Source organism: Bacillus sp. FSL W7-1085, from assembly GCF_038595035.1.
Classification (GTDB): Bacteria; Bacillota; Bacilli; order Bacillales; family Bacillaceae; genus Bacillus; species Bacillus altitudinis.
This window is the reverse complement of the sequence record NZ_CP152000.1, coordinates 1,586,928-1,611,865: the sequence shown is the minus strand read 5'-3', so window position 1 is coordinate 1,611,865 and position 24,938 is coordinate 1,586,928. Positions and strand designations below refer to the sequence as shown.

Annotated in this window: 25 protein-coding genes; 3 read left to right on the top strand and 22 right to left on the bottom strand. The window is 40.3% G+C overall.

Going from position 1 to position 24,938, the window contains the following annotated elements; translation table 11 throughout:
* Positions 1-2: 2 nt before the first annotated feature.
* From MKY11_RS08150 to MKY11_RS08140, 3 genes are read right to left on the bottom strand one after another with little or no spacing between them, the layout of a single operon-like run.
* Entirely contained in the window at positions 3-554 is a 552-nt protein-coding gene (locus MKY11_RS08150) for an AAA family ATPase (RefSeq protein WP_052463351.1), read from the bottom strand.
* 14 nt (positions 555-568) lie between these two features.
* Positions 569-1,603: a hypothetical protein gene (locus MKY11_RS08145; protein WP_342501999.1), complete on the bottom strand. Its 1,035-nt coding sequence runs from the start codon at positions 1,601-1,603 to the stop codon at positions 569-571.
* Between the two features lie 5 nt (positions 1,604-1,608).
* Positions 1,609-2,838 (bottom strand): methionine adenosyltransferase, encoded by a 1,230-nt coding sequence (locus tag MKY11_RS08140; RefSeq protein WP_058337555.1) that lies wholly within the window; start codon positions 2,836-2,838, stop codon positions 1,609-1,611.
* A 109-nt stretch (positions 2,839-2,947) separates the two neighbouring features.
* Between MKY11_RS08140 and MKY11_RS08135 the strand changes: the two genes are divergently transcribed.
* The gene (locus MKY11_RS08135) at positions 2,948-4,030 is read left to right on the top strand and encodes a serine hydrolase domain-containing protein (RefSeq protein ID WP_178930149.1); all 1,083 of its coding nucleotides are present in this window, start codon (positions 2,948-2,950) and stop codon (positions 4,028-4,030) included.
* Here the strand turns inward: MKY11_RS08135 and MKY11_RS08130 are convergent.
* The 4 genes from MKY11_RS08130 to MKY11_RS08115 are packed head-to-tail and all read right to left on the bottom strand — an operon-like array spanning position 4,027 to position 7,982.
* Positions 4,027-5,196, bottom strand: a complete 1,170-nt coding sequence (locus tag MKY11_RS08130; RefSeq protein WP_342501998.1) for a hypothetical protein — start codon at positions 5,194-5,196, stop codon at positions 4,027-4,029. The two genes, MKY11_RS08135 and MKY11_RS08130, sit on opposite strands and share 4 nt — an antisense overlap.
* Before the next feature lie 23 nt (positions 5,197-5,219).
* Positions 5,220-6,365 carry a nucleotidyltransferase family protein gene (locus MKY11_RS08125; RefSeq protein WP_342501997.1) on the bottom strand — a complete coding sequence of 382 codons (1,146 nt, stop codon included), beginning with the start codon at positions 6,363-6,365 and terminating at the stop codon, positions 5,220-5,222.
* Between the two features lie 5 nt (positions 6,366-6,370).
* Positions 6,371-6,949: a CYTH domain-containing protein gene (locus tag MKY11_RS08120; protein ID WP_342501996.1), complete on the bottom strand. Its 579-nt coding sequence runs from the start codon at positions 6,947-6,949 to the stop codon at positions 6,371-6,373.
* Positions 6,950-6,968: 19 nt separating this feature from the next.
* Positions 6,969-7,982, bottom strand: coding sequence for a hypothetical protein (locus MKY11_RS08115; RefSeq protein WP_342501995.1), 1,014 nt, complete (start codon positions 7,980-7,982; stop codon positions 6,969-6,971).
* A gap of 101 nt (positions 7,983-8,083) precedes the next feature.
* On the opposite strand from MKY11_RS08115, the gene MKY11_RS08110 reads away from it, so the two are divergent.
* Entirely contained in the window at positions 8,084-8,344 is a 261-nt protein-coding gene (locus MKY11_RS08110; RefSeq protein ID WP_041507289.1) for a phosphopantetheine-binding protein, read from the top strand.
* Here the strand turns inward: MKY11_RS08110 and MKY11_RS08105 are convergent.
* The 3 genes from MKY11_RS08105 to MKY11_RS08095 all read right to left on the bottom strand — a co-directional run bounded on the left by MKY11_RS08105 (position 8,331) and on the right by MKY11_RS08095 (position 12,906).
* The gene (locus tag MKY11_RS08105; RefSeq protein WP_058337337.1) at positions 8,331-10,046 is read right to left on the bottom strand and encodes an ABC transporter ATP-binding protein; all 1,716 of its coding nucleotides are present in this window, start codon (positions 10,044-10,046) and stop codon (positions 8,331-8,333) included. The two genes, MKY11_RS08110 and MKY11_RS08105, sit on opposite strands and share 14 nt — an antisense overlap.
* Entirely contained in the window at positions 10,043-11,812 is a 1,770-nt protein-coding gene (locus MKY11_RS08100; RefSeq protein WP_342501994.1) for an ABC transporter ATP-binding protein, read from the bottom strand. Before MKY11_RS08100 ends, MKY11_RS08105 begins: the two co-directional genes overlap by 4 nt.
* Positions 11,813-11,985: 173 nt before the next feature.
* A complete protein-coding gene (locus MKY11_RS08095; protein ID WP_249116254.1) occupies positions 11,986-12,906 on the bottom strand; it encodes an aminoglycoside phosphotransferase family protein in 921 nt (306 codons plus the stop codon).
* A gap of 170 nt (positions 12,907-13,076) precedes the next feature.
* Here MKY11_RS08095 and MKY11_RS08090 point away from each other — a divergent pair, with 170 nt between their 5' ends.
* Positions 13,077-13,340 (top strand): acyl carrier protein, encoded by a 264-nt coding sequence (locus MKY11_RS08090; protein WP_052463354.1) that lies wholly within the window; start codon positions 13,077-13,079, stop codon positions 13,338-13,340.
* 52 nt (positions 13,341-13,392) lie between these two features.
* Here the strand turns inward: MKY11_RS08090 and MKY11_RS08085 are convergent, their stop codons facing one another.
* From MKY11_RS08085 to nusA, 12 genes are all read right to left on the bottom strand, one after another.
* Positions 13,393-14,625 (bottom strand): pitrilysin family protein, encoded by a 1,233-nt coding sequence (locus MKY11_RS08085; protein ID WP_041090488.1) that lies wholly within the window; start codon positions 14,623-14,625, stop codon positions 13,393-13,395.
* A gap of 33 nt (positions 14,626-14,658) precedes the next feature.
* On the bottom strand, positions 14,659-15,552 hold the full coding sequence (locus MKY11_RS08080; protein ID WP_253718759.1) for a polysaccharide deacetylase family protein: 894 nt from the start codon (positions 15,550-15,552) through the stop codon (positions 14,659-14,661).
* Positions 15,553-15,737: 185 nt separating this feature from the next.
* Positions 15,738-17,855, bottom strand: a complete 2,118-nt coding sequence (gene pnp / locus MKY11_RS08075) for a polyribonucleotide nucleotidyltransferase (protein ID WP_007499522.1) — start codon at positions 17,853-17,855, stop codon at positions 15,738-15,740.
* A 183-nt stretch (positions 17,856-18,038) separates the two neighbouring features.
* The gene (rpsO, locus tag MKY11_RS08070; protein ID WP_008354438.1) at positions 18,039-18,308 is read right to left on the bottom strand and encodes a 30S ribosomal protein S15; all 270 of its coding nucleotides are present in this window, start codon (positions 18,306-18,308) and stop codon (positions 18,039-18,041) included.
* 155 nt (positions 18,309-18,463) lie between these two features.
* Positions 18,464-19,414 carry a bifunctional riboflavin kinase/FAD synthetase gene (gene ribF, locus MKY11_RS08065; protein WP_017359069.1) on the bottom strand — a complete coding sequence of 317 codons (951 nt, stop codon included), beginning with the start codon at positions 19,412-19,414 and terminating at the stop codon, positions 18,464-18,466.
* Positions 19,415-19,432: 18 nt separating this feature from the next.
* Positions 19,433-20,362, bottom strand: coding sequence for a tRNA pseudouridine(55) synthase TruB (gene truB, locus MKY11_RS08060; RefSeq protein ID WP_342495432.1), 930 nt, complete (start codon positions 20,360-20,362; stop codon positions 19,433-19,435).
* Positions 20,363-20,430: 68 nt separating this feature from the next.
* Complete coding sequence (rbfA, locus tag MKY11_RS08055) at positions 20,431-20,781, bottom strand: 30S ribosome-binding factor RbfA (RefSeq protein WP_007499525.1); 351 nt, start codon at positions 20,779-20,781, stop codon at positions 20,431-20,433.
* A gap of 17 nt (positions 20,782-20,798) precedes the next feature.
* Complete coding sequence (locus tag MKY11_RS08050) at positions 20,799-21,077, bottom strand: DUF503 domain-containing protein (protein WP_017359071.1); 279 nt, start codon at positions 21,075-21,077, stop codon at positions 20,799-20,801.
* The gene (infB, locus tag MKY11_RS08045) at positions 21,074-23,194 is read right to left on the bottom strand and encodes a translation initiation factor IF-2 (RefSeq protein WP_007499526.1); all 2,121 of its coding nucleotides are present in this window, start codon (positions 23,192-23,194) and stop codon (positions 21,074-21,076) included. Before infB ends, MKY11_RS08050 begins: the two co-directional genes overlap by 4 nt.
* A 19-nt stretch (positions 23,195-23,213) precedes the next feature.
* A complete protein-coding gene (locus MKY11_RS08040) occupies positions 23,214-23,516 on the bottom strand; it encodes a YlxQ family RNA-binding protein (protein WP_007499528.1) in 303 nt (100 codons plus the stop codon).
* Entirely contained in the window at positions 23,509-23,793 is a 285-nt protein-coding gene (locus tag MKY11_RS08035; RefSeq protein WP_008344742.1) for a YlxR family protein, read from the bottom strand. The genes MKY11_RS08040 and MKY11_RS08035 overlap by 8 nt, the downstream gene beginning before the upstream one ends.
* A gap of 15 nt (positions 23,794-23,808) precedes the next feature.
* Positions 23,809-24,924 carry a transcription termination factor NusA gene (gene nusA / locus MKY11_RS08030; RefSeq protein WP_007499530.1) on the bottom strand — a complete coding sequence of 372 codons (1,116 nt, stop codon included), beginning with the start codon at positions 24,922-24,924 and terminating at the stop codon, positions 23,809-23,811.
* Between the last annotated feature and the right edge of the window lie 14 nt (positions 24,925-24,938).

The following is a 24,938-nucleotide window of genomic DNA, read 5'->3' as shown; positions in this document are numbered from 1 at the left end:
CCTCACCCCTTTTTCTCAAGGTTTTTGATTTTCCTAAGTACCAGATCTGCTGCTTCCTGCTTGTCTATGCGCAGGCATTTCACACGTGATTCTTTTTTTAATTTATGAAAAAGCTTCTCGTTTTGATGGAGCACCTCTGGATACACATGAAAGGCATATGAGAAAAATTGGAGCGCATTACCTATTCGCTCCTTATTTCCATTCCAAAGTTTTTCCCTTGTCATGAGCCGCTTGAACGTCCTTTTCATGAGACGGGGGAATGTCTTCCTTCTCTTCACATCAAGCCATATGATCGTATCAGCATATTCAGTCAAGATATGGTGAACAGATGAATATTGACCATCAATCACCCATTTCTTTTGTTTAACAACTTCATGGACGTTATCGATAAACAACTTCCGATCTGTTTTTTTCCAGTTCGCTTGCCAAAACAGGGCATCGAGCTCATAGTGAGGTAACATGAATTCCTGTTTCAAGTGATGGGCAAGGGTCGTTTTTCCAGATCCAGGTGGACCAACTATCCATATTCGCTGGCTAGCTCCTTCATTATTCAAGTGGTTCCCCCCTGTTACAGAACACGTTCATGCTTTTGAATGTCGTTTCTCACTTTTGTTAACAGATCTAATGATTCATCCCAATTGAGGTTTTCAGTTAATTCAAATACTGGTACTTCGCTTGAATGAATGGACACATCTTCACATAACAGATCTAGTGATTCCTCCGAAAAGCCATTTTTCTTTAACAACTGGCCAAAAAGTGTATGTGCGGGGGTCAGCCTTGTTTCAGGTGTACGAAAATAGTGAATCATTCCCGCCATTGCTTCTACAGGTCCTGGTGACAGGTGAATGCCATTAAATCGAGTACACACGTTCGTTAAACCAAACCGCTTTTGCTCCGACAGCAGCATGTGTTTAAAAGAACCTGCTTTTGCCTCTTTAGGGTCCGTTGCACCGATAAAATCTTCTCTTAACATCCTCATGGGCTTCTTTGAAAAACATTCCATGACGATAATAGACTTTGCAGGTGCAGTGAACCACTCAATTTGACAAGGGTGGAATGAATTGAGCAGAAGCATCTGTTCTCCATCCACCTCGGCCTTTATGGCGTATGTGCCCGCACCTAGCTTGTCCACCTTCATGTTCCGTGTAAGAAGCTCTAAACCATATGGCGTAAGCTCTTCGTACTTTTTTAAAAATTGATGGCCTCCATATATGAAATGTTCCTTCTGTTTAAACTCTGGATATTTAAAGAACAGCATCTTTTTTGCCGTATCTGACAATTCACTCAGACCGTTTTTAGAGATTTTGTTCAGCATCCCATATTGTTTTTCTATTATTTTCTTTTCTTTCAAATATAAGGATGATATAACGCGCACGGCTCCTATTTCTACATCATGATTATCTAAGCGTATGAAAAGTTCATCTAATATTCGATCAAGCTGTACACCTTTATGGATACTGGTTAATTCAGGCTTTAGCATCAATAGAAGATGATGTTGATTCAATTGTTGGTGTTTTTCAATTTCATATGGATGAATGGTCACTGCCATGGGTTCTTTTGTATGAATACATGCATGAACGGCATCAATGACTTTTTCTTTCATCCTAATTACCACATTGTCACGCCTTTAAAAATTAAATCTTTTGTCACATCGCCCATCGAATGAACCGCATTCATGACAATGTCTTCAATTCTCTTTCTATCCACTTCATTTCCATCCCACTGTTCAATACGGACGGCAATTTCATCAGGGTTGTGGAGCGGTGCTTCTTTTGAAGTAAAGATATGCACTTCTGTTGGCTTTTGAATGGTCTCAAAAATTTGATCTGCCAATCGTTGTGCGAGCACTCCATACAATTTCCCTGTATGATCAAGCGGGTTTTTACCAGCCGGCGCTTCAATACTCATAGACCGCATTGGGGTGATCAATCCATTTAATCGATTTCCTCTTCCAACAACACCTACATCGCCTGTATCTGCTACAGAACCAAGTGCTGTTAAGTACGGGCGACCATTGCGATCTGTTGCATTCAGCATAAGATCAGGCGTAAGTCCTAACGTTTCATGAATATAGCGAGCGATTTGATCCTGACATTCTTTTTTACGGGAAAAATATTCCTCAAGACTATGAATATCTTTTGCTAGAAAAGGCATGTTTACTATGAGTTTGAAATCTTCATGACGTCTGCTTCCAAATATTTTCACATCCCAGCCGGTATCTGGGTTCACCTTTTTAAATTCTGGTCCATTCACATAACGCTCTGTATAGAGAACGAGTTTCTCAAGACGGCTTAACGGGGCATGAGCATGTAGTAAATTACAGTCATTTGAAACAAGCTTTGGATCCCCGATTTCGATCATGTCTGTTTCAACCATCGGACGATATCTTGAATTTTTACGGCCTGCCCCTTGATGATCAACAATCCGGCAGTCAATGACGAGATGTTCGTCAGCATCAAATCCGGTCGTCACCTCTGATAACACATCTTTGGCTGCATCGAAAAGAATCTTTTTAAGAGGAATCGGCTCATCGCCGTATGCATATGCCCCTTTTCCAGCAAACACAACTTGATAAGGTTTGACCATTGTTCCTTTTCCGTACGTTACATCAGCATCTCCGCCAAGAAGCATCACTTTGTCAAACCAGTGGTGTGCTACTCTGCCGAAATGCTCCATGCAATATTGAGAATAATATTGAGAAGCTCTTTCTGCGATGGCGTCACACATCGTATCTGGATGCCCTACTCCTTTACGTTCTACAAGCTCATATGGAATTTGTTCGATATCCTGGCCATCACCTTTTAAAATATCAAGAATGGTTTTTTGAATTGTTTTCATTATCAATCGCCCGCTCTCTTTTAAAATATAAAAATATTGATCCTTTACCTTAAAACAACATGAAACATTTGGTAATATATATATATTCTGTATGAAAGAGGTGTCTATTTTGATCAATGAATCGATCCTACAACGCTTGCAAGATACAACCACTGATATTAAGAAGTTATTGAATCAACATCAAATTCCTGGCTGCTCTATTTGTATTTCTCATGAAGATAAGCACATTTGGTCGTGGCATGAGGGCCTAGCTGATATTGAAAGCGGCACCCCTGTTACAAAAGACACAACCTTTCGAATTGGTTCTGTGACTAAGCCTTTTACTGCAATGGTCATGATGAAAATACGAGAGGAAGGATTGATTCAACTCGATGAGCCTATTCATACTTACGAACCTTTACTATCTTTCATAAAAAGTCACATATCTGAACCAATTCCACTCACTTTTCGAATGATTGCCTCTCATATCTCAGGCCTGCCCAAAACACTCGATAAAGCAACTCATCTGCGAGATATGACATTAGCTCAGTGCATGGAAATACTGACTATTTTTACACCGCCTTGGTCTATCATCAATTATTCCAGTCTTGGCTATTCAATCTTAAGTAAAGTACTAGAAAAAGTGAGTCAACAGCCATTTAGAGAATTAGTGCATACCCACATACTAGAACCGCTCGATTTGCAGCAAACTGGATTTATTGAAACTGCATCGACAGCCAAAGGGTATACCCTTTCTTCCTCTGGTCTTTCCGGCATATCTTATCCAAGTGCTGAAACACCATCTTGGGAGGACGGTTCAAGCGGACTATTCTCTACAGCAGACGATTTGATTCGATTCATTCAAGCTCAATACGACGGAAACCGTCTGCTTCATCAGCATTCGCTAAAAGAAATGCAAAGCCCCGTTATGGTTGAAGAAGATTTCACTAGAGGTGTTGGTCTATCATGGTTTTTGAGACCTTTTAACGGATTCACCTTAGCTGAACATAGCGGAGAAATTAAAGGCTTCACCTCCTATATTGGCTTCATTCCGAAGCGAAAATTAGGTGTTTGCATTCTCTTAAACTCTGACGAAAGGCTCGCACGGCCGATTGCCGACATGCTCTTTCAAATCATGCTGCCAGCAGATCACGAACAGATGAAAAAGCGTGAAGACCGGCTCAAACGAATGTTTAGACAATCGTCTCTTTAAATGGAACTCACTTTTTTGTTTAATAAATCTGGAATCGCGTCCTGCAGATACCGTGGATCACCCTCTAAATAAAAACATGGCATATTGAATAAATGATGGATCAGCTCAGATGCCTTTTGTTCCAGAAAGGTATCTGACACATGCCGAAGGCCGAGCCAGCCTTTTAAATAGTCAGGATCTTCTGGTTCTCTTATATTGGCGACCATGATATCTTTTGCTCTCTGATCATCTTTTTTTACTGGTACAAGCCTGATCTCACCTGATCCTATTTTGAGTGAAGGAAAAATCACCATATTTACTTTCGTAGAGCTCCGAATCGTTGTTCCTGTCATGTCAGCAGCTTCTTTTGGTGTAATTTCAAACTTACAGCCGCTCGCCCATTTTTCTTTTGCCTCTTCCTCTGTTGATATGGTTTCATCCCATATTCTTTTATCTTGAGACCGGCTGAATTTTTTGTTTTTCAGTTCCTGTATATTTGTTGTGGCTTGGACGGTTCCTACTCCAAGCGCCAAGCACATCGGCCATCCATACACAGTAAGTTCCTGATCTTCAAGCACTGAAATGGAACGATCGTTTGTGATAAAATCTGCTCCTCCATGATGCAAAAACTGCCACATAGTGGTTGACTTCCCGGCACCTTTATCGCCAATAATGAGCGCTCCTTTTTGGCCATCTTCAAAAGAGACAGCCGCTGCATGCGTAAAGCATCCACCTTGGTTTTCTAATGTTCTAAGGGCAATTTCTCGAACGATTCGCAGTGGACAGCGTATCGCAGATTCATTATTGTTTTTTCCAATCACAGCATAACACCCTTTAAAGACCGCCACACTGTGCGGCTCGTCACCTTCATGCGAGGCAAACAATACTTGATCGTCTAATTTCAATCGTTTGTAAGTAAACTTCCTTTTTGCTGTAATCGTTTCACCCTTTTGAAAGCACGCATTGCGAACGGACTGTTCAAGCTCAGGATCAATGATGAACCGTATATCAATCTGTGAAGGCATATCCCCCACATGGCTGTCTGGTTCTTTCGGGATATAATGTTCGATATCTTCAATTGCCAGCGATTCGGTTGATAAAATGTGAAAATGAATACCTGCAAACACAAATGATTTTTCATAAGGAAAATCGTTCTTTGGCTTTTCAAAAAGCGCTTTTATCTCCATATAGAATCCTCCTCTTCATTTTGCTACTGCCTTTCAGGGAACAGCTGTACGACAGGCTCCTCTTCAAGCTCATCACGATTATCCAAGCTGAAAAAACGCTCAACAAAAGATTTCTTCCACATTTTCGAAGAACCGAAATCATTTTCTCCATAGGTTTCTAAGAACGATTGGTCACTCATGTCTAACTGCTGCAATTGATCGATATAGTTCGTTTGATACAATAAATCTACAAACGTAAACGTGTAAAAAAGTGCTTTCTCGGCCCCTAATTCCTTCGCTCTTGCTTGCAAAGCATGCCAATCAAGTTGGTTTTGCTCTTCAGCAAACTTGACGTACTCCCTTACATCGCAAAACTTAATCAAATTGAGATCTGCATGTAAATAGACATACTGCACATTTGTTGCTTCCTTGTATAAATGGAAAGCAAGATGAATGAGAAAATCTAAAGGTTCAAGCATATAAGTATCCGTTTGCAAAAATGACTTTTCATTAGCAGCATCTAGCAAGGCATTTGTCGCGTCGTAGTTTTTTTTCAGCTCAACATCGTATGAAAAATCAACACGGTGAACCTTCAAAAAGTCTTCTCCGCTCCGTTTAATATGTGAATAAAGATTCCCGGCATTCATTCTCCACATCATTTCTTCTTCTCGGGAAATCGGTATTTCTTGATCGGTTGCCCAGTCATATTTCCCGATGATAAACCCTTCCCCCTTGAGCAATGAAGAAGCTCTTTTTCGATCATCTGGATGAATTAAGAAATCAATGTCTGACATCATTCGGAGTCCATAATCTTTGTAAACAAGAGGCGTTAAAATGGCTCCTTTGAGAGGGACTGCTTTCAGCTTTGCTTTTCGAAATGTTTGTAAGAGACGCTTTAATTCCTGGAATCTTTCCAAATTTTTTTGACGATTCCCGATATAATGATAATGAAGTAAAAATTTATAAGTTGTCGTGATTTTTTTTTCATCATCAAGGCGAATCAAATGAGGCGTCATCAGTTGAAGTACCTTATGTCTTGATGCAAGTCCAATCAATTGAGGTACATCGATGCCGTCTTTTAATACATCTCTCATCAACTCTTCTTCTTTTTCATTTAATTGAATACGTGAGCCAAGTAATAGCAGCCTCTCTTCATTTGAGAGAGTGGATTGATCCAAAACAGCCCGCATGTGGATTACTCCTTCCCGTATAGTGATTTAAATCTAGTGATAAATCGAGAGCGTTTCCCTTTTCGATTGACTGGTATGTCCAAATCATCCGTTAGTCTATGAAACCATTGATCTGCCTCATATGCTTTTTCACTGTCATATTCAATTTCTAATTCATGATCTGTGATGCCAAGATAGCTGCTTTGATCCAAATCCACTTTGATGCCTGTCTCGATATAAAAGGTAGTTCGTTCAGTAACCAATAGTCCTAACAACTCTGGCTGTTCAGTCATTGTAAAAGGTAAAGACGTTACGATGTTCTGTACATCTAGTTTTTGTGGTAGATCCTCAATAGGAAATGACTTTTCTTCTCTTACTCTTTTATAGCCATACGTTTGACTGGGACATTTGATCTCAAGTGTTCGTTTGCCACTGGTTTGACGGATCCGTACGGTATAGCCATATCGTTTTAATAAAAAATCTGAGGTGTCGTAATAGTAATTGAAGTTCATTAAATAAGTAGGTTGATGATTTTGACTTAACATGTTGTAGATGTGTTGAAAATCTGTTTGTGACAACAAATATTTATACTCCTGCTCAACCATGACTCACCTCCAAAACGTCTTACACGACCATATCGGATTGTTCAAGAAGCTCTTGAATGAGAAAGGTTCCTTTCTCTAAAGAAGTAAATGCCTGTTTTAATGAATAACAAGGGATCTTTTCCGCTAGATGTTCAAGAAATGGTTCTAGCGCTTCGGGTGTCGGTAATGTGAAATATGGTAAGAGGAACTCATTATGTCTTCCAGGATTGATCACTGCGTGCTCCTTTAGACGTTCCGCTGCTTCATGTGGACTGATTTTCGAAAGTGTGGCGCCCGTTTGCCCATGAGGTAAAAACTCAGGAAACACCATGACATCGATTTTCCCCATTGTTTTGACTTCACGAGAAAACCATTTTTCTAATTCCTCCGGATAGACGAAATGATAGTTCTTATCATCTTCATTAAATGGGTGACTCGATGTTTGAAGCCTATATGGTGTATCAAACTTTTCAATGGCTTCAAAAGAATCTTTCCGAATACTCATAGATCTCGGCCAACCAGTTCCTTTGTACTCGTTGTTCGTATATGAAATCCCTATATCATCGTTTGTGATGTACGTTGCATCGGTTAAGGATAACAAGGATAAAATGGTGGATGTTTTGCCCGCTCTTGATCCGCCTACTAGTGCAATCCCTTTTTGATTCATCTCCATCATGCCGCCATGCAAATAGACAAGTCCATCCTGATAACACAAAAGGCGAAGCAGTACTCTTATTAAACGCAGTGCGTGTTGGGCTGTCCATCTGACATCTTTTGGTTCATCTATCACAACGACTTTCTTCTCTCCGTGATACAGGTAGCGGCAGCGAGGTTCCATCTTGGTTTGATAAAAGACTTCTTCAAGTGGCACTTCTGTTTGAATGTCTTGTGCATATTTGCTGGTTAAAATCGTCCAAACGTCTCCTTCAAGTCTGTCTGTTATTTTGCTGCACTCAACATAGGGATGTACTTTACTGATGACTAAATTCTGAACTGATTCATCTGCCCCTAATACCACACGAACATTATTTTTTTGATAGCTTACATATGACAATGAATGCCACCCCTTATGATAGATTGATAAAAACAATTGCAATTTTCTCCTTAATCCACCAAAATATAACATATATTAATCTTTTAGAAAGGAGCCACGACATGAATGAACTGACACGAACAGAAGTTGAAGAAAAAATTGTCCAACTTGTGATGAATAAGTTGTCGCTCACTGAGCAGCCAGGTCTTGATGATAGTTTAAAAGCTTTAGGATTAAATTCTGTCCAAATTGTCTCTTTTGTTATTTCATTAGAGGACACCTTTCACATTGCGTTTGAAGACGAAGAATTACACCCTGACCACTTCCGCACCTTAGATCGACTCTTTACTTTGGTCAAAACCAAACTGACTAAGACGCTGTGATGACCTGCGCCATAAATAAAGAGCGGTAATGCGAGGAGGCTTCCATCAGCTCCTCATGAGTACCGCAGCTTTGAACGGCACCGTCTTCAAGTACATAGATCATATCTGCATTTTGTATGGTCGATAATCTGTGTGCAATCACAAGCAATGTGCTTCCTCCTTTTGCATCGTCTATCCCTTTTTGAACCTGCCTTTCTGTCTGCCGGTCAAGGGCCGATGTCGCCTCATCTAATATCAGAAAATCAGCCTGTTTTAAAAGCGCTCTAGCGATAGCTAAACGCTGGCGCTGTCCCCCTGACAAGGAGATTCCCCTCTCTCCAATGACTGTATCAAATCCTTTTTCAAGTCCTTTAATGAAGGGAAGAATTTGTGCAATCTCACAAACCTGTTCAAGTTGTTCTTCAGTAATATCAGTTAACCCCATGATGAGATTGAGGCGTATGGTGTCTGGGAAGAAATAGGGTTCTTGCGGGACAACGGCTACCCGTTTTAAGAAATGAGATGGCTCTATCTCTGATCGTTCAACGCCATTTACTAAAATGTTTCCGCTATCCGGTTGATAAAGTCCCAGTGCCAGCTTTGAGATAGTCGATTTCCCGCTGCCGCTCGCTCCAACAATGGCCACTTTTTTTCCTTTTTGAATATGAAGATTCAAGTCGTTTAAAGCCCCTTTAGATGTTTGTTCATAAGAAAAACAAACATCTTCAAACACCACATCTTCCACAGAATGTATTCGCTTCGTTCCTTTTTCTTCGTTTTCTATTTGCAGTACTTCTGCAATTCGATGAACAGATGCACGCTGCTGGAAAAATTCAAATACATACTGGAATAACTCCTGATAACTTTTCATTAATTGAGAAGCATATTGGTAAATGACGACAAACAAGCCGATTGACATGTTTCCTGCTGCTACTTGATATGTGCCAAACACAAGCACAGATAGTATTCCAAACCATTTCAATGGTTCTGTTAAAAATAGAAGCTTATTTTGAAACTTACCTTCTTTTATGACACGATCCATCATGTTGTTAAATAGCTTTTCATACAAACCGATTTCCCATTTACGTCGATCAAATGCAACCACTTCTCTTGTAGAAGAAATTCCTTCTTCGACATGCACGAATAGATCTGACTTTCTCTCTTGCACTTCTTTTGCGATGTTTGTTGCCGTTTTCGCCATTTTTTTACCGACAATGAAATAACATGTACTTGCAAAAAGAAGCAAGAAAAATAATACAGGACTCACAGATAGTAAAATGATCGATAAAACAACGGCCATAAAAATGGTTTGTACAATCTTCGGTATATGTAAAGCAGCTGTGACAGCGACTGTCTTTACATCTTGGTTAAGCTTGTGTAGATAATAACTGACTGGATGAATTTTATATGATCTCATCGATACTTGCTGAAGCTGATCTAACATCTTTCTCTGTAATGAATGGTGGATGGTAAGGTAGTTTTTGTGCATCACATATGGGCTGGCGACAAACATGACAACATAGACAAGAAAAATGATGGCAAACAGCATCAAGATATGGGGGAAATGTTGATTTCCGCTATTCAAAAGGACATCGTCAATGAGCCACTTTTGCAGCCCAATCATGGCTAAATTAGCTGCTGCTTCAATCAAAACGAGTAAAAGAGCGAGGATGAGCATCCATTTTTGCTTTGTGATCAAAAGAAACAGCCAATTTTTCCTCATGTTACACCTGCCTCCTTTTCTGAGCGGTCAGACGCCAATTGATAAAAATGTCCCTTTTTTCTCATCAATTCATTAAAATGTCCAGTTTCTAACATACGACCGTCTTCTATCAAAATAATTCTGTCAAAATGTCTTACAGTAGATAAACGATGAGCGACTGCAATGACAGTCGATTCCTTAAATGTTTGATGTAATGCCTGCTGGACTTTTTGCTCGCTGACACTATCAAGAGATGCTGTTGCTTCATCGAGTAATACAACACTTGGATTCTTAGCAAATAGCCGGGCAATGGCGATCTTTTGCTTTTGACCACCAGATAGTTTTAATCCTCTTTCCCCAAGTATGGTGTCGTATCCGTTTTCTAGTTCTCTTATAAATGAGTCGCAATCTGCTTTTTTAGCGGCTTCAATGATCTGTTGATCTGAAAGACTTGTATCTCCAAAACGAATATTGTCCTTTACACTCATATTAAATAAAAACGTTTCTTGAAAAACAAACCCCATCGCACCTCTTATTTGACTAGTAGATAAACAGCGCAAATCAACTCCATCAAGTGTAATCATCCCAGATGAGGGGTCATAAAAGCGTCCAATTAATTTAAGAAGCGATGTTTTCCCTCCACCGCTCGTACCGACAAGCGCCACTTTTTCACCACGCCGAATATGTAGATTCATCCCCTTTAATAAAGGAGGATGATTGGGATAATGAAAATCAACGTCATGAAACACGATATCGCCTTCGACTTGATCAAGCAGCATAGGCTGATGAGGCTCTCTAATATCGGGTGTTTTTTTCATAAAATGATATAAAGGTTCAATTTGAAAGGTTAAGATTCGTTGTTCTGTTAGAAGTGTGACAATAGAAGTAAGCATATGCATTGCTGAAAAATAATATAGTATATATGCCACAAAACCGCCTGTCGTCAGCTGGCCATTATTTACAAGGTAGATGCCGAGAGCAAATGTAGCTAGAGCACCAATATAATAAGTGAGCCTGCGGTTGCTTCCCCGTAAGTAAGCGAAAAAAACATTTTTTTCATGATCTTGGCGGACCTGTTCATGCAGCTTTTGAATCCGCTCCATGTCCCAATTCATATAACCTAAAATTCTAAGCTCTTCCATTGAAGCAAGACTTTCGTATAATTTTGTTTGCAACGTGCGAAAACCTTCTGCACTTTGTCTTCCGTAGATCGTTGCCTTTTTTTCAAGCCAAGGTCCAAAGATATAGTAGAGAATAAAACTTGGAATGATGATGAGAGTGAGTAAGATAGAAATTTGTATCATAAAGTATAGTGAGATGGCGATAAATAGTGTCTGATTGATAAATTGTGGGAAGTAGCGTCTGTAAATTTCTTGTACAGCTCGTGTTTGTGTGTTAACAAAGGAGAGTGTTTCACTAACAGAATGTTGTTCGTAGTATGAGAAACCGAGTTGACGGATTTGCTGGAAGGCAGCAAATTGTGAATCTCTTGAGGCTTGTTCGATTAATTTTCTTTGCCATAAATTTCGTGCAGCTGTCAGTATAATACCAAGTGCTATCAAGCCAGTCAGGCCTAACAATAATCCATTCATTTTAGAAAAGTCTTTTGCTGGCAAAATCGTTTCAATAAAATATTGAATAAATTTAGGTATAATGAGTTCGCTCAAGGTAATAACGAATCCACTCATAATGACTAGAATCACTTTACCTATATAAGGCTTTAAAAATGAGAGTGTCCATAAATATACACGCCATAACTGCTTTGAATCTTTGTCGATTTGTTTCAATCCATCACCAGCCTTTTGCTCTTTTTCAACAAAAAACGGAATTTTTTTACAACTTTTTCGATCCTTGTTTGGATTATATAAAATGTTTCTACTCATGACAATGTGTAATTTGTATCATTATAACAAAAAAGGCAGTGACTTCCATCACTGCCTAATCGTCCTATATTTCACTGTTATCTAGTGATACGCGTATACCAATGAGGTTCTATTTGACGAAAATAATCATGATCTTTTAATACATTTTCTAGTCTTTCAATCATCTCATCCATTTGACCTGGATCAAATTTAATGACCCACATAATCGATGAAAAGATGCTCATTGCGACATATACAGAGTAAAGCTGCCAAAAATCAGCTGGTATTTCACCATCAAAATACCCATTTATTTGACCAGCCGCAAAAGCTTCACTTGTTTCTCTACTGAAAAGAGCTACTTTATAAAAATCATGAATGGGGTCTCCCCAATCAAAATTATTAAAATCAATAACGCCTGCATATTTATCATTCTTTATAATAATATTCCCTAAATGAAAGTCATCGTGCTGAAATTGGTTAGGCCTTCCCTTCACCTTATCTATGTGCTGTGCGATAAACTGCGCAACTTTTTCATCCCCTTCTATGGAGATACCGCTTTCCCGATAAGCAGTTAAATATCGATGATGCTTTTTCACAACACGCTCTTCCCAAGGTTCGATATGTGATGGCGCTGGATATGTATGCATGTTTCGTAAATCCCGTCCTGCACTTACCCCGATCGCATACTGCTGTTCTTCTGTTAACTGACTCATGATTTCTTTTGCTTCTTGACCTTCTACAAACGATAAAATATAGTACACTTGCTGTGTTTCATCTAGAACACCCATTTTCACTGGATCAGCACACTGAACACCGTGACGTCTTAATTGGGAAAGGAGCTCAAATTGCGTCTTTATTTTGTCATATTGGTCTTGATCTGTGAATCGAAGGACATACTTTTCACCTGATGACATCGTCACGACCCATTTTTCATCTCGAGAATAGCCTTTATCAATCTGGTCTATGGAGATCGCTTTTTTTAATAAGGGAATGTGCTGCACAAGGTCTGTTTTATTCATAAATTGATCCATCCTTCCCAGTCTCTTTTCTTCTCACTCTACCAAATTTTTCATTTGAAGAGAATGATCAACAATTCCTATTTATATCGAAACTGCTTTACAATGTTTTTCCATTCTAATATAGTTAATTTATGTAAAGAATAGAAAATTTGTAAAGAGGAGCGTTGCAGATGAATGAAACGACGGATGCCCTTTCACTATCAAGTCAAGTAAAGGATTTGGTCCTGCGTTCTTTGGACGATGATAGCAAGATTTCTATTGGTGCAGATGAAGAGTTAACAAATCACGGTCTCGATTCAATTAAAGCAGTTTCACTCATTTTGGAATTAGAAGAGGTTTTTGATATTCAATTTGCAGATGAGGAACTATTGACCGAGCACTTTTCGACAATCAATAAAATTGTTCATCAGCTGCAAAACAAGTTAGCTGATTAATCTTTAGACATGAAAAAAAGGCATCTCTTTTAAAAGACATGCCTTTTTTTGATTAAGCAGAAGGTACATCACCCGTTGGACTAATAAGCGAGAGAGCATAATCTTCTGTAAAGATTCTTTTCGATAAATTGTTCACGCCGTCTAATGAGACGCGATTGATTTCATCAATAATTTCATCAAGCGTACGATGTTTGCCAAGGAGTAATTCATTTTTACCATTTCGACTCATCTTGCTGTTTGTGCTTTCAAGACTAAGCATGAGGTTGCCTTTCATTTGCTCCTTAGAGTTTTCAAGTTCTTTCTGCGTAATTCCCTCACGTTTTAAGACGTCTAATGTTTGTAAGATGGTTTCAGATAGCAGATTCAGCTGTTTCGCTCCAGTTCCACCATAGATCGTCAGCATTCCGTTATCTGCAAATGAACTATGATAGCTGAATACAGAATACGCAAGTCCTTTATCTTCTCTTACGTCTTGGAACAACCGGCTGCTCATGCTACCGCCTAGAACATTATTTAAGACGATTAAGTCATAGATGCCCTGATCTCCAGCAGGAAGTCCGTTAAAGCCCATGCAAAGATGCGCCTGTTCTGTTTCCTTTTTGCGTGTCAGTTTGTCATAGTGGAATTGCGGGGCTTCGACAGGCTGCTTTTTCCCCTTTCCTTCATACGAGCCAAATAATGTTTCGACCTCACGAATGAAGGTGTCATCGACGTTCCCTGCTACAGAGATGACGACGCGATCCGGCGTATAGAATTCGTCCATATATTTTCTAAGGGAATCACCGTTAAAAGTAGAGAGTGTTTCCTCTGTCCCTAAAATCGGATAACCTAATGAATGATCACCATAAATGGCTTTACTTAACAAATCATGAACGATGTCATCAGGAGTATCTTCATACATTTTAATTTCTTCATAGACCACATTTTTTTCTTTCTTCAGCTCTTCTTCGTCAAAAGCAGAGTTGAAAAACATGTCACTCAATACATCGAGGGCATAGCCAGCATGTGAATCAAGTACCTTTGCATAATAGCAAGTATATTCTTTTGACGTAAAGGCATTCACTTGACCACCAATGCGGTCAAAGGATTCTGCGATATCACGTGCAGATCTCGTCTTTGTTCCTTTAAAGAACATATGCTCTAAAAAGTGTGAGATCCCATTTACTTCTGGTGTCTCATGTCTAGAACCTGTTCCAATCCAGACGCCAATTGCGACAGACCTTACAGTGGGATTGTTTTCAAGTACAATTCTTACTCCGTTTTGGCATGTATACGTTTTGACCAAGTTTTGCTCCTCCTATTCAACAAACAGATCGCATCACGGATGTCTTTTTTCACTTAGGAGGTCAGAAACCGTTCCTAATTCATATCCTCTTTCTTTGATTTGAGTGATAAGTGCGTCAAGACTTCTCGCTGTTGCGTCTGTTGGATGCATTAATATCATCGCCCCATTGTGAATTTTCCCAAGCACTCGTTTTTGTAATACAGCTGGTGATGGTTTTTGCCAGTCGATCGTGTCTACTGTCCACATAATGGTTTCCATTCCTTCTTGTTTCGCAAGCTTTACTGTTTCTTCTTTAAAGCTGCCGCTTGGAGGCGCAAACCATATCGGTTTTTTCCCAAGGGATTCTTCAATTTGGCGATTTGTTTTAATCATCTGCTCTAATGCTCGTTCTCTTGTCAGTGTGCGCATATCCGGGTGATTGTATGAATGATTTCCAATTTCATGACCATCTGCCACGATTTTTTTAGCAAGGTCTGGACTGTTTTTCACCCATTTGCCTTCTAAGAAAAAGGTTGCCTTCACTTGATGCTTTTCTAGTGTATTCAACATCTTTGTTAAATGCTCGTCGCCCCAAGCTACATTGATCAGGAATGCATTCATCTTTTTGTCCGGATGTCCCTTATAGATAGGTTCAGCACCAAGTTCATGTAAATGGACAGATGGTTTTGTTTCTTTAAAAACAAGCAGCTTTTCATCGAAAGAGCCCTGTTTTTTCATTTTTTCGTAAGAAGCATCGATATCGACTGTCTGTCCATTTAAACCAGGTATCTTTTTCCACACTTTATCAATCTTAGCATTTTGCGGCTTCTCTTCATAGTCAGAAGACTTCGATTCGATCTCTTGATACAGAATATCTTTTGAAACAGATGCTACCTCGGCGTGCTCTTTCATTGAATTCATATATGTAACAGCAGCCGGCTGCTTCATCGTTTGATATGACACGAGCAGTAAAAATACAAACACAAAGAATGGTATCGTTTTTTTCAATGGTTGTCCCTCCCCTTTACCACAAATTATGATGGGGAGAAACAAGCTAGAACTATTGTTGCGCGCAAGAAAAGAAAGAAGCCTGGCACGGATACCTGGCTTCTAACACATTTTATTTGTTCTCATTAAGACTGCTTTTCTTCTTTTTCCTTTTCTTCACGTAAAACAGCTTTACGAGAAAGGTTTACACGGCCTTGTTTATCGATCTCAGTGACTTTGACGAGTAGCTCGTCACCAATCTTCACGACATCTTCTACTTTGCCAACACGTTCAAGTGCAAGCTCAGAAATATGAACAAGTCCATCTTTGCCGCTGAAGATTTCAAGGAAGGCACCGAATTTTTCAATTCGTTTTACTTTACCTAGGTAAAGTTGGCCAACTTCAACTTCTCTGACAAGATCTTCAATGATTTTCTTCGCTTTTTGGTTCATGTCTTCTTCAGTAGAAGAGATAAAGATTGTACCGTCTTGTTCAATATCAATTTTCACACCGGTATCTTCAATGATTTTATTGATTTGTTTACCGCTTGGTCCAATGACATCGCGAATTTTATCTGGATTGATTGTCATCGTTAAGATTTTTGGTGCATAACGTGACAATTCTCCTCTAGAAGCTGGAATCGTTGACAGCATGCTATCTAAAATTTCCATTCTTCCTTTTTTCGCTTGTTGAAGTGCTTCTTCTAAAATGTCTTTTGATAGACCATCGATTTTGATGTCCATTTGAAGCGCTGTTACACCTTTAGATGTACCTGCTACTTTAAAGTCCATATCTCCAAGTGCATCTTCCATTCCTTGAATGTCTGTCAGCACTGTGTAGTATTCACCAGATTTCACAAGTCCCATTGCAATCCCTGCAACTGGTGCTTTAATTGGAACACCTGCATCCATCATCGCAAGTGTGCTCGCACAAATACTTGCTTGTGAAGTAGAACCGTTTGATTCTAACACCTCAGACACAAGACGAACCGTATAAGGGAAATCTTTTTCAGATGGAATGACTGGCTCTAATGCACGTTCGCCTAGCGCACCATGTCCAATCTCACGACGGCCTGGACCACGCATTGGGCCGGTCTCACCAACACTGAATTGCGGGAAGTTATAATGGTGCATGAATCGCTTAGACTCTTCAACACCAAGACCATCAAGAATCTGTACATCACCAAGTGCACCTAATGTACAAATACTGAGTGCCTGTGTTTGGCCTCTTGTAAACAATCCTGAACCGTGCGTTCTTGGAAGAAGTCCTACTTCTGAAGAAAGTGGACGGATTTGATCGACGCCGCGTCCATCTGGACGTACTTTCTCTTCAGTAATAAGGCGGCGAACTTCGTTTTTCACAAGCTTATTTAAGACATCCTTCGCTTGTTTAATCGTTGCTTCGTCACGCTCTTCTTCTTCAAATTTTTGAACAACAGCTTTTTTCACAGCACTGATGGCATCTTCACGAGCATGCTTCTCATGTACTTGAATCGCTTTCAGTAAATCCGCTTCAGCAAGTTGTTTTACTTCCTCTGCTAATGCTTGATCGACTTCATATAAAGGAATATCGATTTTTTCTTTACCGACAGCTTTCACAATTTCTTCTTGGAATTCGATTAAGCGTTTGATCTCTTGATGGCCGTACATGATGGCTTCAAGCATTGTTTCTTCTGGTACTTCATCAGCACCAGCCTCTACCATGTTGATTGCATCTTTTGTTCCAGCTACAACAAGGTTGATATCGCTTTGTTCAAGCTGCTCAACATTTGGGTTGATGATGAGTTTTCCATCTACTCGTCCTACTGTCACGCCAGCGATTGGTCCCTCAAATGGAATGTCAGACACACATAAAGCTAAAGATGAGCCAAACATTGCAGCCATTTCAGATGAACAATCTTGATCCACACTCATGACAATACTAATGACTTGTACTTCATTTCTAAATCCGTCTGCAAATAGTGGACGGATCGGTCTGTCAATTAAGCGGCTCGCAAGGATTGCTTTTTCACTTGGGCGGCCTTCTCTTTTAATGAAACCACCAGGAATTTTACCAACTGCATATAATCTTTCTTCGTAGTTTACAGTGAGCGGGAAAAAATCAAGTGGTTTTGGTTCTTTAGAAGCTGTTGCTGAGCTAAGCACAGCCGTATCTCCGTAGCGTACGAGAACCGCTCCGTTTGCTTGCTTTGCAAGCTGGCCAGTTTCAACTGTCAGTTGACGTCCAGCCCAGTCTATGGTGAAGACTTGTTTCTCTTGTCCCATTCTGAGATAAACTCCTCTCTTGTCGTAAAGTTTTTAGGTTATTTCTTATTATGAACAAAATGATTTTCACATATCAATGTGAAAGCTGTATGTAGAAGGGTTTTTGCCATTCTTTCAACATTTTAACCATAAAATATTAGTGATTATACGATAAAAAAGCGGGAATCCTCCCGCTTTTTACGATTATCGACGTAAGCCTAGTTTGTTAATTAACTCACGGTAACGAGTTACGTCTTTATTACGTAGATACGTAAGAAGATTACGACGTCTACCTACCATTTTCAAAAGACCGCGACGTGAGTGGTGATCTTTCTTATGAGTACGTAAATGCTCGTTCAAGTTGTTAATTGATTCTGTTAGGACAGCGATCTGAACTTCTGGAGATCCAGTATCAGATTCGTGTGTTTTGAACTCATTAATTAATTGAGTTTTACGCTCTTGAGTAATAGCCATCCTGTTTCACCTCCAAATCATGTTAGCCCCATCTACCTCGCAACCGTCGGTGAAGTCGGCCTGCCAAGTAAGTGGTTTTAAAGCTACAGGAATTATCATACTAAAAATATGCCGATTTTGCAAATGATAGAGCGGTTTTTCTGCGATTTTTTTGTTTAATGAAGATGATCTTGAAAAAACTGAATCGCTTCTTCTTTATCTTGACTAATTTGAGCCGTTAATTCTTGGATACCGTTAAATTTTTGTTCACTGCGAATCCGTTTGTACCACTGTAATTTAATCGGTTCACCATAAATTTCTTCGTTAAAATCAAAAAGGTTCACTTCAATCGCAGGCTGATCAGGACGTTTTTCGTAAAATGTTGGTTTGTAGCCAACGTTACAAACACCGTCATACACCTTGCCTTTCACTTCCGCTCTCACTGCATATACGCCTGTTGGCGGGATGATGTATTCAGCAGATAAACCAACATTGGCGGTTGGGAAGCCAATCGTGCGTCCTCTTTTATCTCCATGAATCACAATGCCTCGCAGCTGATACGGTTTCCCTAAAAGCTCACTCACATATTCAACGTCTCCATTTTTCAATGCGGAACGTATAAGGGTCGAGCTGACTTTCCGGTCTTGGTTGGAAAGCTTAGGTACAATGGTCGCAGCAATCCGCCCTTTCCCGTATTCGTCAAACGTTTCCATTGTGCCTGCACCAAACCGGCCGAAGGTAAAATCGAAACCAGCGACTGCATGCTTCACATTCAGTTCGTCCAAATATTGATCGACAAACTCTTGAGGAGACAGTGCTGCAAAGCTTTCGCTGAATTGCACAATGTATAAGTAGTCAGCACCTAATTGTTCGATAAAATCAATCTTATCCTCAAGCGGTGTGATTAAGTCTTTTGGTTCACGTGCTTTTTGCAGAACATGTGATGGATGCGGATGAAAAGTCATGACAGCTAGAGCTAAACCCTCTTTTTCCGCAATGTTTTTCGCTGCATCAATCACTTTTTGGTGTCCGAGGTGAACACCGTCAAAATACCCTAAAGCCATCACAGACGGGACTTGATCCTTTTGATTCAATGTATGTGGGTGTGAAATATGTATAGTCTTCACGAGATGGTCACCTTTTCTTTAAGATTGCTTGTCCTGTGATAAAATCTTCGCCGGCTTCATCAGGTTCTGTTTGGTCGGGTGCTTCATATAAATCGCCATACAACGGCCTGAAGGAGCAAAGACAGCGACACGATCTTCCTCTGCAAAATGAGCAAATTCATCAGGCATAGGTAGGACTGCACCGTTTTCCACTTTACTTGCTAATGTATCATTTATCTCCCATTTCGGCAAATGATTGAGCGCACGCTCGATCGGCACAAGATGTTCCTCAACCGTTCCTTCCTCGCTGATCTCCCGCAACTCATCAAGAGTGATACATTCATCTAACGTAAAGTCACCAGATCCTATGCGAATGAGGTGAGACATGTGGGCTGGAAACCCAAGTTTTTTTCCGATATCGACGGCTAACGTTCTCACATATGTGCCTTTTGAACACAGGACGGTGAATCTAAAGGATACCTTTCCATTTTCAAATGTGACAGGTGTTGTCCGCTCGATGCGATGAATGGTAATTTCACGGCTTGGACGTTCAATTTCAATGCCTTGCCTCGCATATTCATAGAGCTTTTTTCCGCCAATTTTGACAGCAGAAAACATGGGGGGGATCTGTTCAATGGTTCCTTCAAATTGTTTCAACACAGCATCAATGTCATCTTCTGACATCGGTACCGGCACCTTTTTTTCATCTACTACTTCACCTGTTTGGTCTTCTGTCGTTGTAGAAAATCCAATGGTGATTTCCGCATCATACGTTTTCGATTTATCTGTTAAGTACTCCACAATTTTTGTCGCTCGTCCAATACAAATAGGCAGAACACCTGAAACCTCTGGATCGAGTGTCCCTGTATGTCCCACTTTTTTTGTGTGTAAAATCTTTCTCACTTTAAACACACAGTCGTGAGAGGTCATGCCTCTTTCTTTATGTAATAAAAGAACACCGTTTTGCACCTGCGTTCTCTCCTTTCATAAACGATGAAAAAGGACAGACGATCATCGCCTATCCTTATTTCAACGTCTTATTCGTGATCTTTTGTGTTTAGTTCAGCAATCAGGCTTTCAATTCGGTTACCGTAATCTACAGACTCATCGAATTCAAAGTGAAGCTCTGGTGTTTTGCGAAGTCTGATTCGATTGCCAATTTCAGAGCGGATATACCCTTTCGCCTTTGCAAGGCCTTTTAAGGTTTCCTCTCTTTTCTTCTCGTCGCCAAGAACAGAAATGTAGACTTTGGCAATTTGCAAATCACCGGATACTTCAACATCCGTTACAGTCAAAAAGCCGATTCTTGGATCTTTTAGCTTTCTGCCAAGGATGTCGCCTAATTCTTTTTTCATTTGCTCACCCACACGGGTTGCTCTCATACTCATGATCTTATCACCTCTAGTTAAAACCACTCAGTTTTCGTGATCGTTCGTTCAATTTCCGGAAAAGAATCAATAAAGCTTAACACACGCTGAAGTTCCTTTTCCACTTGAACCCGGGAGGAGGAAATGACGGCGATTCCGATCGAAGTACGCTGCCATGTATCCTGATAGTCCATTTCAGCAATGGTCACATTGAATTTATGGCGCGTTCTTGTCATGATACGCTGCAGAACCGCACGTTTTTCCTTCAGTGAGGATGCATCATAGATCATACACTCACACTCGGTATAACCGATCATTTTCTTTCGATTTCTTGCATAACGAATGATTCCATGACATCACCTTCACGGATATCATTGTATTTCTTAATGGTAATACCACATTCATAGCCTTGTGAAACTTCTTTCACATCGTCTTTGAATCGTTTTAATACGTCGACTTCACCTTCAAAGATGACGACGCCATCACGAATTAAGCGGATACCACTGTCTCTAGTAATGGTACCTTCAGTGACATAGCCACCAGCAATTGTACCGATTTTAGATACTTTGAACGTTTGACGAACTTCAACTTGACCGATGACTTTTTCTTCATATTCAGGGTCAAGCATCCCTTTCATCGCAGCTTCAATTTCATCGATGACTTTGTAGATGATGCGGTGTAAGCGGATATCTACGTTTTCTGTTTCAGCTGTGCTCTTCGCATTGCCATCAGGACGTACGTTAAATCCAATCACAATCGCATTAGAAGCACTTGCTAAAATGATATCAGATTCTGTAATCGCTCCAACACCCGTATGGATGATTTTCACTTTGACGCCTTCTACTTCAATTTTTTGAAGAGCTGCCGTCAGTGCTTCAGCAGAACCTTGTACGTCTGCTTTTACGATTAAGTTGATATCTTTCACATCACCTTGTTTGATTTGCTCAAATAGGTCATCGAGAGATAATTTCGCTTTGTCTGAACGCTGTTCATCAAGTTGTTTAGATGCACGCGCCTCACCAACTTGACGAGCTGTTTTTTCATCTTTGAATACGAGGAACTGATCCCCTGCATGCGGTACATCATTTAAACCAGTGATTTCAACAGGTGTAGATGGTCCTGCTGTTTTCACGCGGCGTCCGATGTCATTGACCATTGCACGTACACGGCCAAATGTATTTCCGACAACGATTGGGTCACCTACTTGAAGTGTACCAGTTTGAACGAGAAGGGTTGCAACAGAACCTCTTCCTTTATCAAGCTCAGCCTCGATCACAGTTCCTTTTGCCGCACGATTTGGGTTGGCTTTTAGTTCTGCTACTTCGCTGACAAGAAGGATCATTTCGATCAATTCGTCAATGCCTTCACCTGTTTTTGCAGATAGTGGAACGAAAATCGTTTCGCCGCCCCAAGCCTCAGGTACAAGACCATGCTCAGTTAACTCCTGCATCACACGGTCTGGGTTCGCTGTTGGTTTGTCAATTTTATTGACAGCCACAATGATTGGCACCTCTGCCGCTTTTGCGTGGTTGATCGCTTCAATCGTTTGCGGCATGACACCGTCATCTGCTGCAACGACCAAGATCGTCGTATCTGTTACTTCAGCACCACGTGCTCGCATCGTAGTGAAAGCTGCGTGTCCTGGTGTATCAAGGAACGTGATTTTCTTGCCGTTTTCTTCAATTTGGTATGCACCAATATGCTGCGTAATTCCACCCGCTTCGCCTTCAACAACTTTCGTTTTACGGATGCTGTCAAGAAGCGTTGTTTTTCCGTGGTCAACGTGGCCCATGATCGTTACTACTGGAGGGCGTACTTGCATATCTTCTTCTTTATCTTCAACTTCATACTTTTCAAGTTCAGTTTCTTCTAAAATGATCACTTCTTCTACTGGAACACCATATTCAGAAGCAATTAATTCGACTGTATCTTTGTCGAGCTCTTGGTTGATCGTAGCCATGACACCAAGCATCATCAGTTTTTTGATGATTTCAGCAGTTTCTTTGCCAAGCTCGTCAGCAAGCTGGCCGACTGTCATTGAATTTGTAAATTCAATTTTTTCAGGAAGCTCTTTTTTCGGCTTCACAGGTCTTGCTTGCTGATGCTGCGCCTTGTTGTTGCCGCCGCGTTTATTTTTGTTTTTGTTTTGGTTGTTGTTTTTTTTGTTTTTATTAAATTGATTATTCTGCACGTCATTCTTCTTTCTATCATTGTTTTTGTTAGATGATTGTTTTTTTTGTTCTGCGGGTTTCTCGTTAGCTGTCTCTTTTGCTTTGGCTTTTTTATAGATAGCGTCTAGCTTTTTCACAGTGTCGTCTTCAAGCGTCGCCATGTGGTTGTTCACTTCCACGTTCATATCCTTAAGCGCTGCTATAATATCTTTACTTGAAACATCTATGGCTTTTGCGTATTCATATACTCTCACTTTAGCCATTCGTTCACCCCCAAATAAATTAATCGAGCAAGCTTATGAGCTTCTTAGCGAAGCCTTGGTCAGTGACAGCGACAACTACGCGAGCTTCCTTCCCAATAGAACGTCCGAGAACGGAACGGTCTTCAACTTTTCTAACCGGAACATTGTAAAATTTGCATTTGTCAGATACCTTTTTCTCTGTGTTGGATGAGGCATCTGCTGCAAGAAGAACCAGCTTAGCACGCGCATGTCTAATTTCTTTGATCACCAGATCTTCTCCTGACACGACTTTACGAGCTCGATTTGCTAGACCAAGCAAAGGATACCATTCAGATTCAGTCATTAGGTTTTTTCACCTTTTCAGCTAGTTCTAGTAATTCTTCAAAAATGTGTTCGTCAATCTGTGTCTGAAATTGCTGCTGTAAACTACGTTTGTTCTTCGCCGCAAGAATGGTTTCTTTATCGAGAGAAAGGTAAGCGCCGCGCCCGTTCATTTTTCCGGTTGCGTCAACAGACACTTCACCTTCTTTTGAACGAACAACGCGAATCAGTTCTTTCTTTGGTTTCATTTCTCCCGTCACGACGCATTTTCTAAGCGGGATTTTTTTTCGGCTTTTCACCTTTTATATCACCTCTTATTCGTCAGATTCCTCAGCTACTGGTTCAGCCTCTAAGAAAAGAGATTCAGAGTCTTCAGTTCTTGGGAAAATACCGAGTTCTCTTGCATCTGTTTCGCTTTTAATGTCAATCTTCCAGCTCGTTAATTTCGCTGCAAGACGTGCATTTTGACCTCTTTTACCAATGGCTAATGACAGCTGATAATCAGGGACAATGACAGTTGTCGCCTTATCTTCTTCATTTACAATGACGTCAAGAACTTTTGATGGACTTAACGCATTGGCAACAAATTCAACAGGGTCATTAGACCAATGAACAATGTCAATTTTTTCGCCTTTTAGCTCATTGACAATTGCTTGTACACGCTGACCTTTAGGTCCAACACAAGAACCAACTGGATCAACATCAGGATCATCTGTACGAACAGATATTTTAGAACGGTCCCCAGCTTCTCTAGCGACAGATTTAAGCTCTACAGTACCATCATAAATTTCTGGCACTTCGATTTCAAATAAACGCTTTAAAAGACCTGGGTGTGTTCTTGATACATAAATTTGTGGTCCTTTTGTTGTTTTTTCTACTTTCGTAATGAACACTTTAATGCGGTCATGTGGTTTGTAGTCCTCATTTGGCATTTGTTCATTGACCGGAAGAAGGGCTTCGATTTTGCCAAGTGACACGTAAATGAATTTACTGTCAATTCGCTGAACGATTCCCGTCATGATATCTTCCTCACGATCGATAAACTCAGTGTAAATCACACCTCGCTCTGCTTCTCTCACTCGCTGCGTCACGACTTGTTTCGCTGTCTGAGCTGCAATGCGTCCGAAATCTTTTGGTGTGACTTCAATTTCAACCACGTCACCAACCATGTAATTCGGGTTGATATTTGCTGCATCATCTACAGAGATTTCAAGGCGAGAATCATACACTTCATCTACAACATCTTTTCTTGCGAATACGCGAATCGTTCCCGTTTCACGGTTTAAATCAACACGCACATTTTGTGCTTGGTTAAAATTACGCTTGTATGCAGAAATGAGTGCAGCTTCTATCGCTTCAATAATAATTTCTTTACTAATGCCCTTCTCTTTCTCAAGAACAGTCAGGGCATCTAACAACTCACTACTCATTTTTATGGTTCCCC

What these genes read in the sequence shown, in the direction of transcription:
- MKY11_RS08095 (WP_249116254.1), bottom strand. Translation starts at nt 12,906, where the DNA reads ATGAATAAAACAGACCTTGTGCAGCACATTCCCTTATTAAAAAAAGCG.
- MKY11_RS08125 (WP_342501997.1), bottom strand. Translation starts at nt 6,365, where the DNA reads ATGCGGGCTGTTTTGGATCAATCCACTCTCTCAAATGAAGAGAGGCTG.
- MKY11_RS08040 (WP_007499528.1), bottom strand. Translation starts at nt 23,516, where the DNA reads ATGACTGAATCTGAATGGTATCCTTTGCTTGGTCTAGCAAATCGAGCT.
- MKY11_RS08080 (WP_253718759.1), bottom strand. Translation starts at nt 15,552, where the DNA reads ATGAAGCAGCCGGCTGCTGTTACATATATGAATTCAATGAAAGAGCAC.
- MKY11_RS08145 (WP_342501999.1), bottom strand. Translation starts at nt 1,603, where the DNA reads ATGAAAGAAAAAGTCATTGATGCCGTTCATGCATGTATTCATACAAAA.
- rbfA (WP_007499525.1), bottom strand. Translation starts at nt 20,781, where the DNA reads ATGAGTATGAGAGCAACCCGTGTGGGTGAGCAAATGAAAAAAGAATTA.
- pnp (WP_007499522.1), bottom strand. Translation starts at nt 17,855, where the DNA reads ATGGGACAAGAGAAACAAGTCTTCACCATAGACTGGGCTGGACGTCAA.
- MKY11_RS08050 (WP_017359071.1), bottom strand. Translation starts at nt 21,077, where the DNA reads ATGATCGGTTATACCGAGTGTGAGTGTATGATCTATGATGCATCCTCA.
- nusA (WP_007499530.1), bottom strand. Translation starts at nt 24,924, where the DNA reads ATGAGTAGTGAGTTGTTAGATGCCCTGACTGTTCTTGAGAAAGAGAAG.
- infB (WP_007499526.1), bottom strand. Translation starts at nt 23,194, where the DNA reads ATGGCTAAAGTGAGAGTATATGAATACGCAAAAGCCATAGATGTTTCA.
- MKY11_RS08130 (WP_342501998.1), bottom strand. Translation starts at nt 5,196, where the DNA reads ATGGAGATAAAAGCGCTTTTTGAAAAGCCAAAGAACGATTTTCCTTAT.
- rpsO (WP_008354438.1), bottom strand. Translation starts at nt 18,308, where the DNA reads ATGGCTATTACTCAAGAGCGTAAAACTCAATTAATTAATGAGTTCAAA.
- MKY11_RS08120 (WP_342501996.1), bottom strand. Translation starts at nt 6,949, where the DNA reads ATGGTTGAGCAGGAGTATAAATATTTGTTGTCACAAACAGATTTTCAA.
- MKY11_RS08110 (WP_041507289.1), top strand. Translation starts at nt 8,084, where the DNA reads ATGAATGAACTGACACGAACAGAAGTTGAAGAAAAAATTGTCCAACTT.
- MKY11_RS08140 (WP_058337555.1), bottom strand. Translation starts at nt 2,838, where the DNA reads ATGAAAACAATTCAAAAAACCATTCTTGATATTTTAAAAGGTGATGGC.
- MKY11_RS08105 (WP_058337337.1), bottom strand. Translation starts at nt 10,046, where the DNA reads ATGAGGAAAAATTGGCTGTTTCTTTTGATCACAAAGCAAAAATGGATG.
- MKY11_RS08090 (WP_052463354.1), top strand. Translation starts at nt 13,077, where the DNA reads ATGAATGAAACGACGGATGCCCTTTCACTATCAAGTCAAGTAAAGGAT.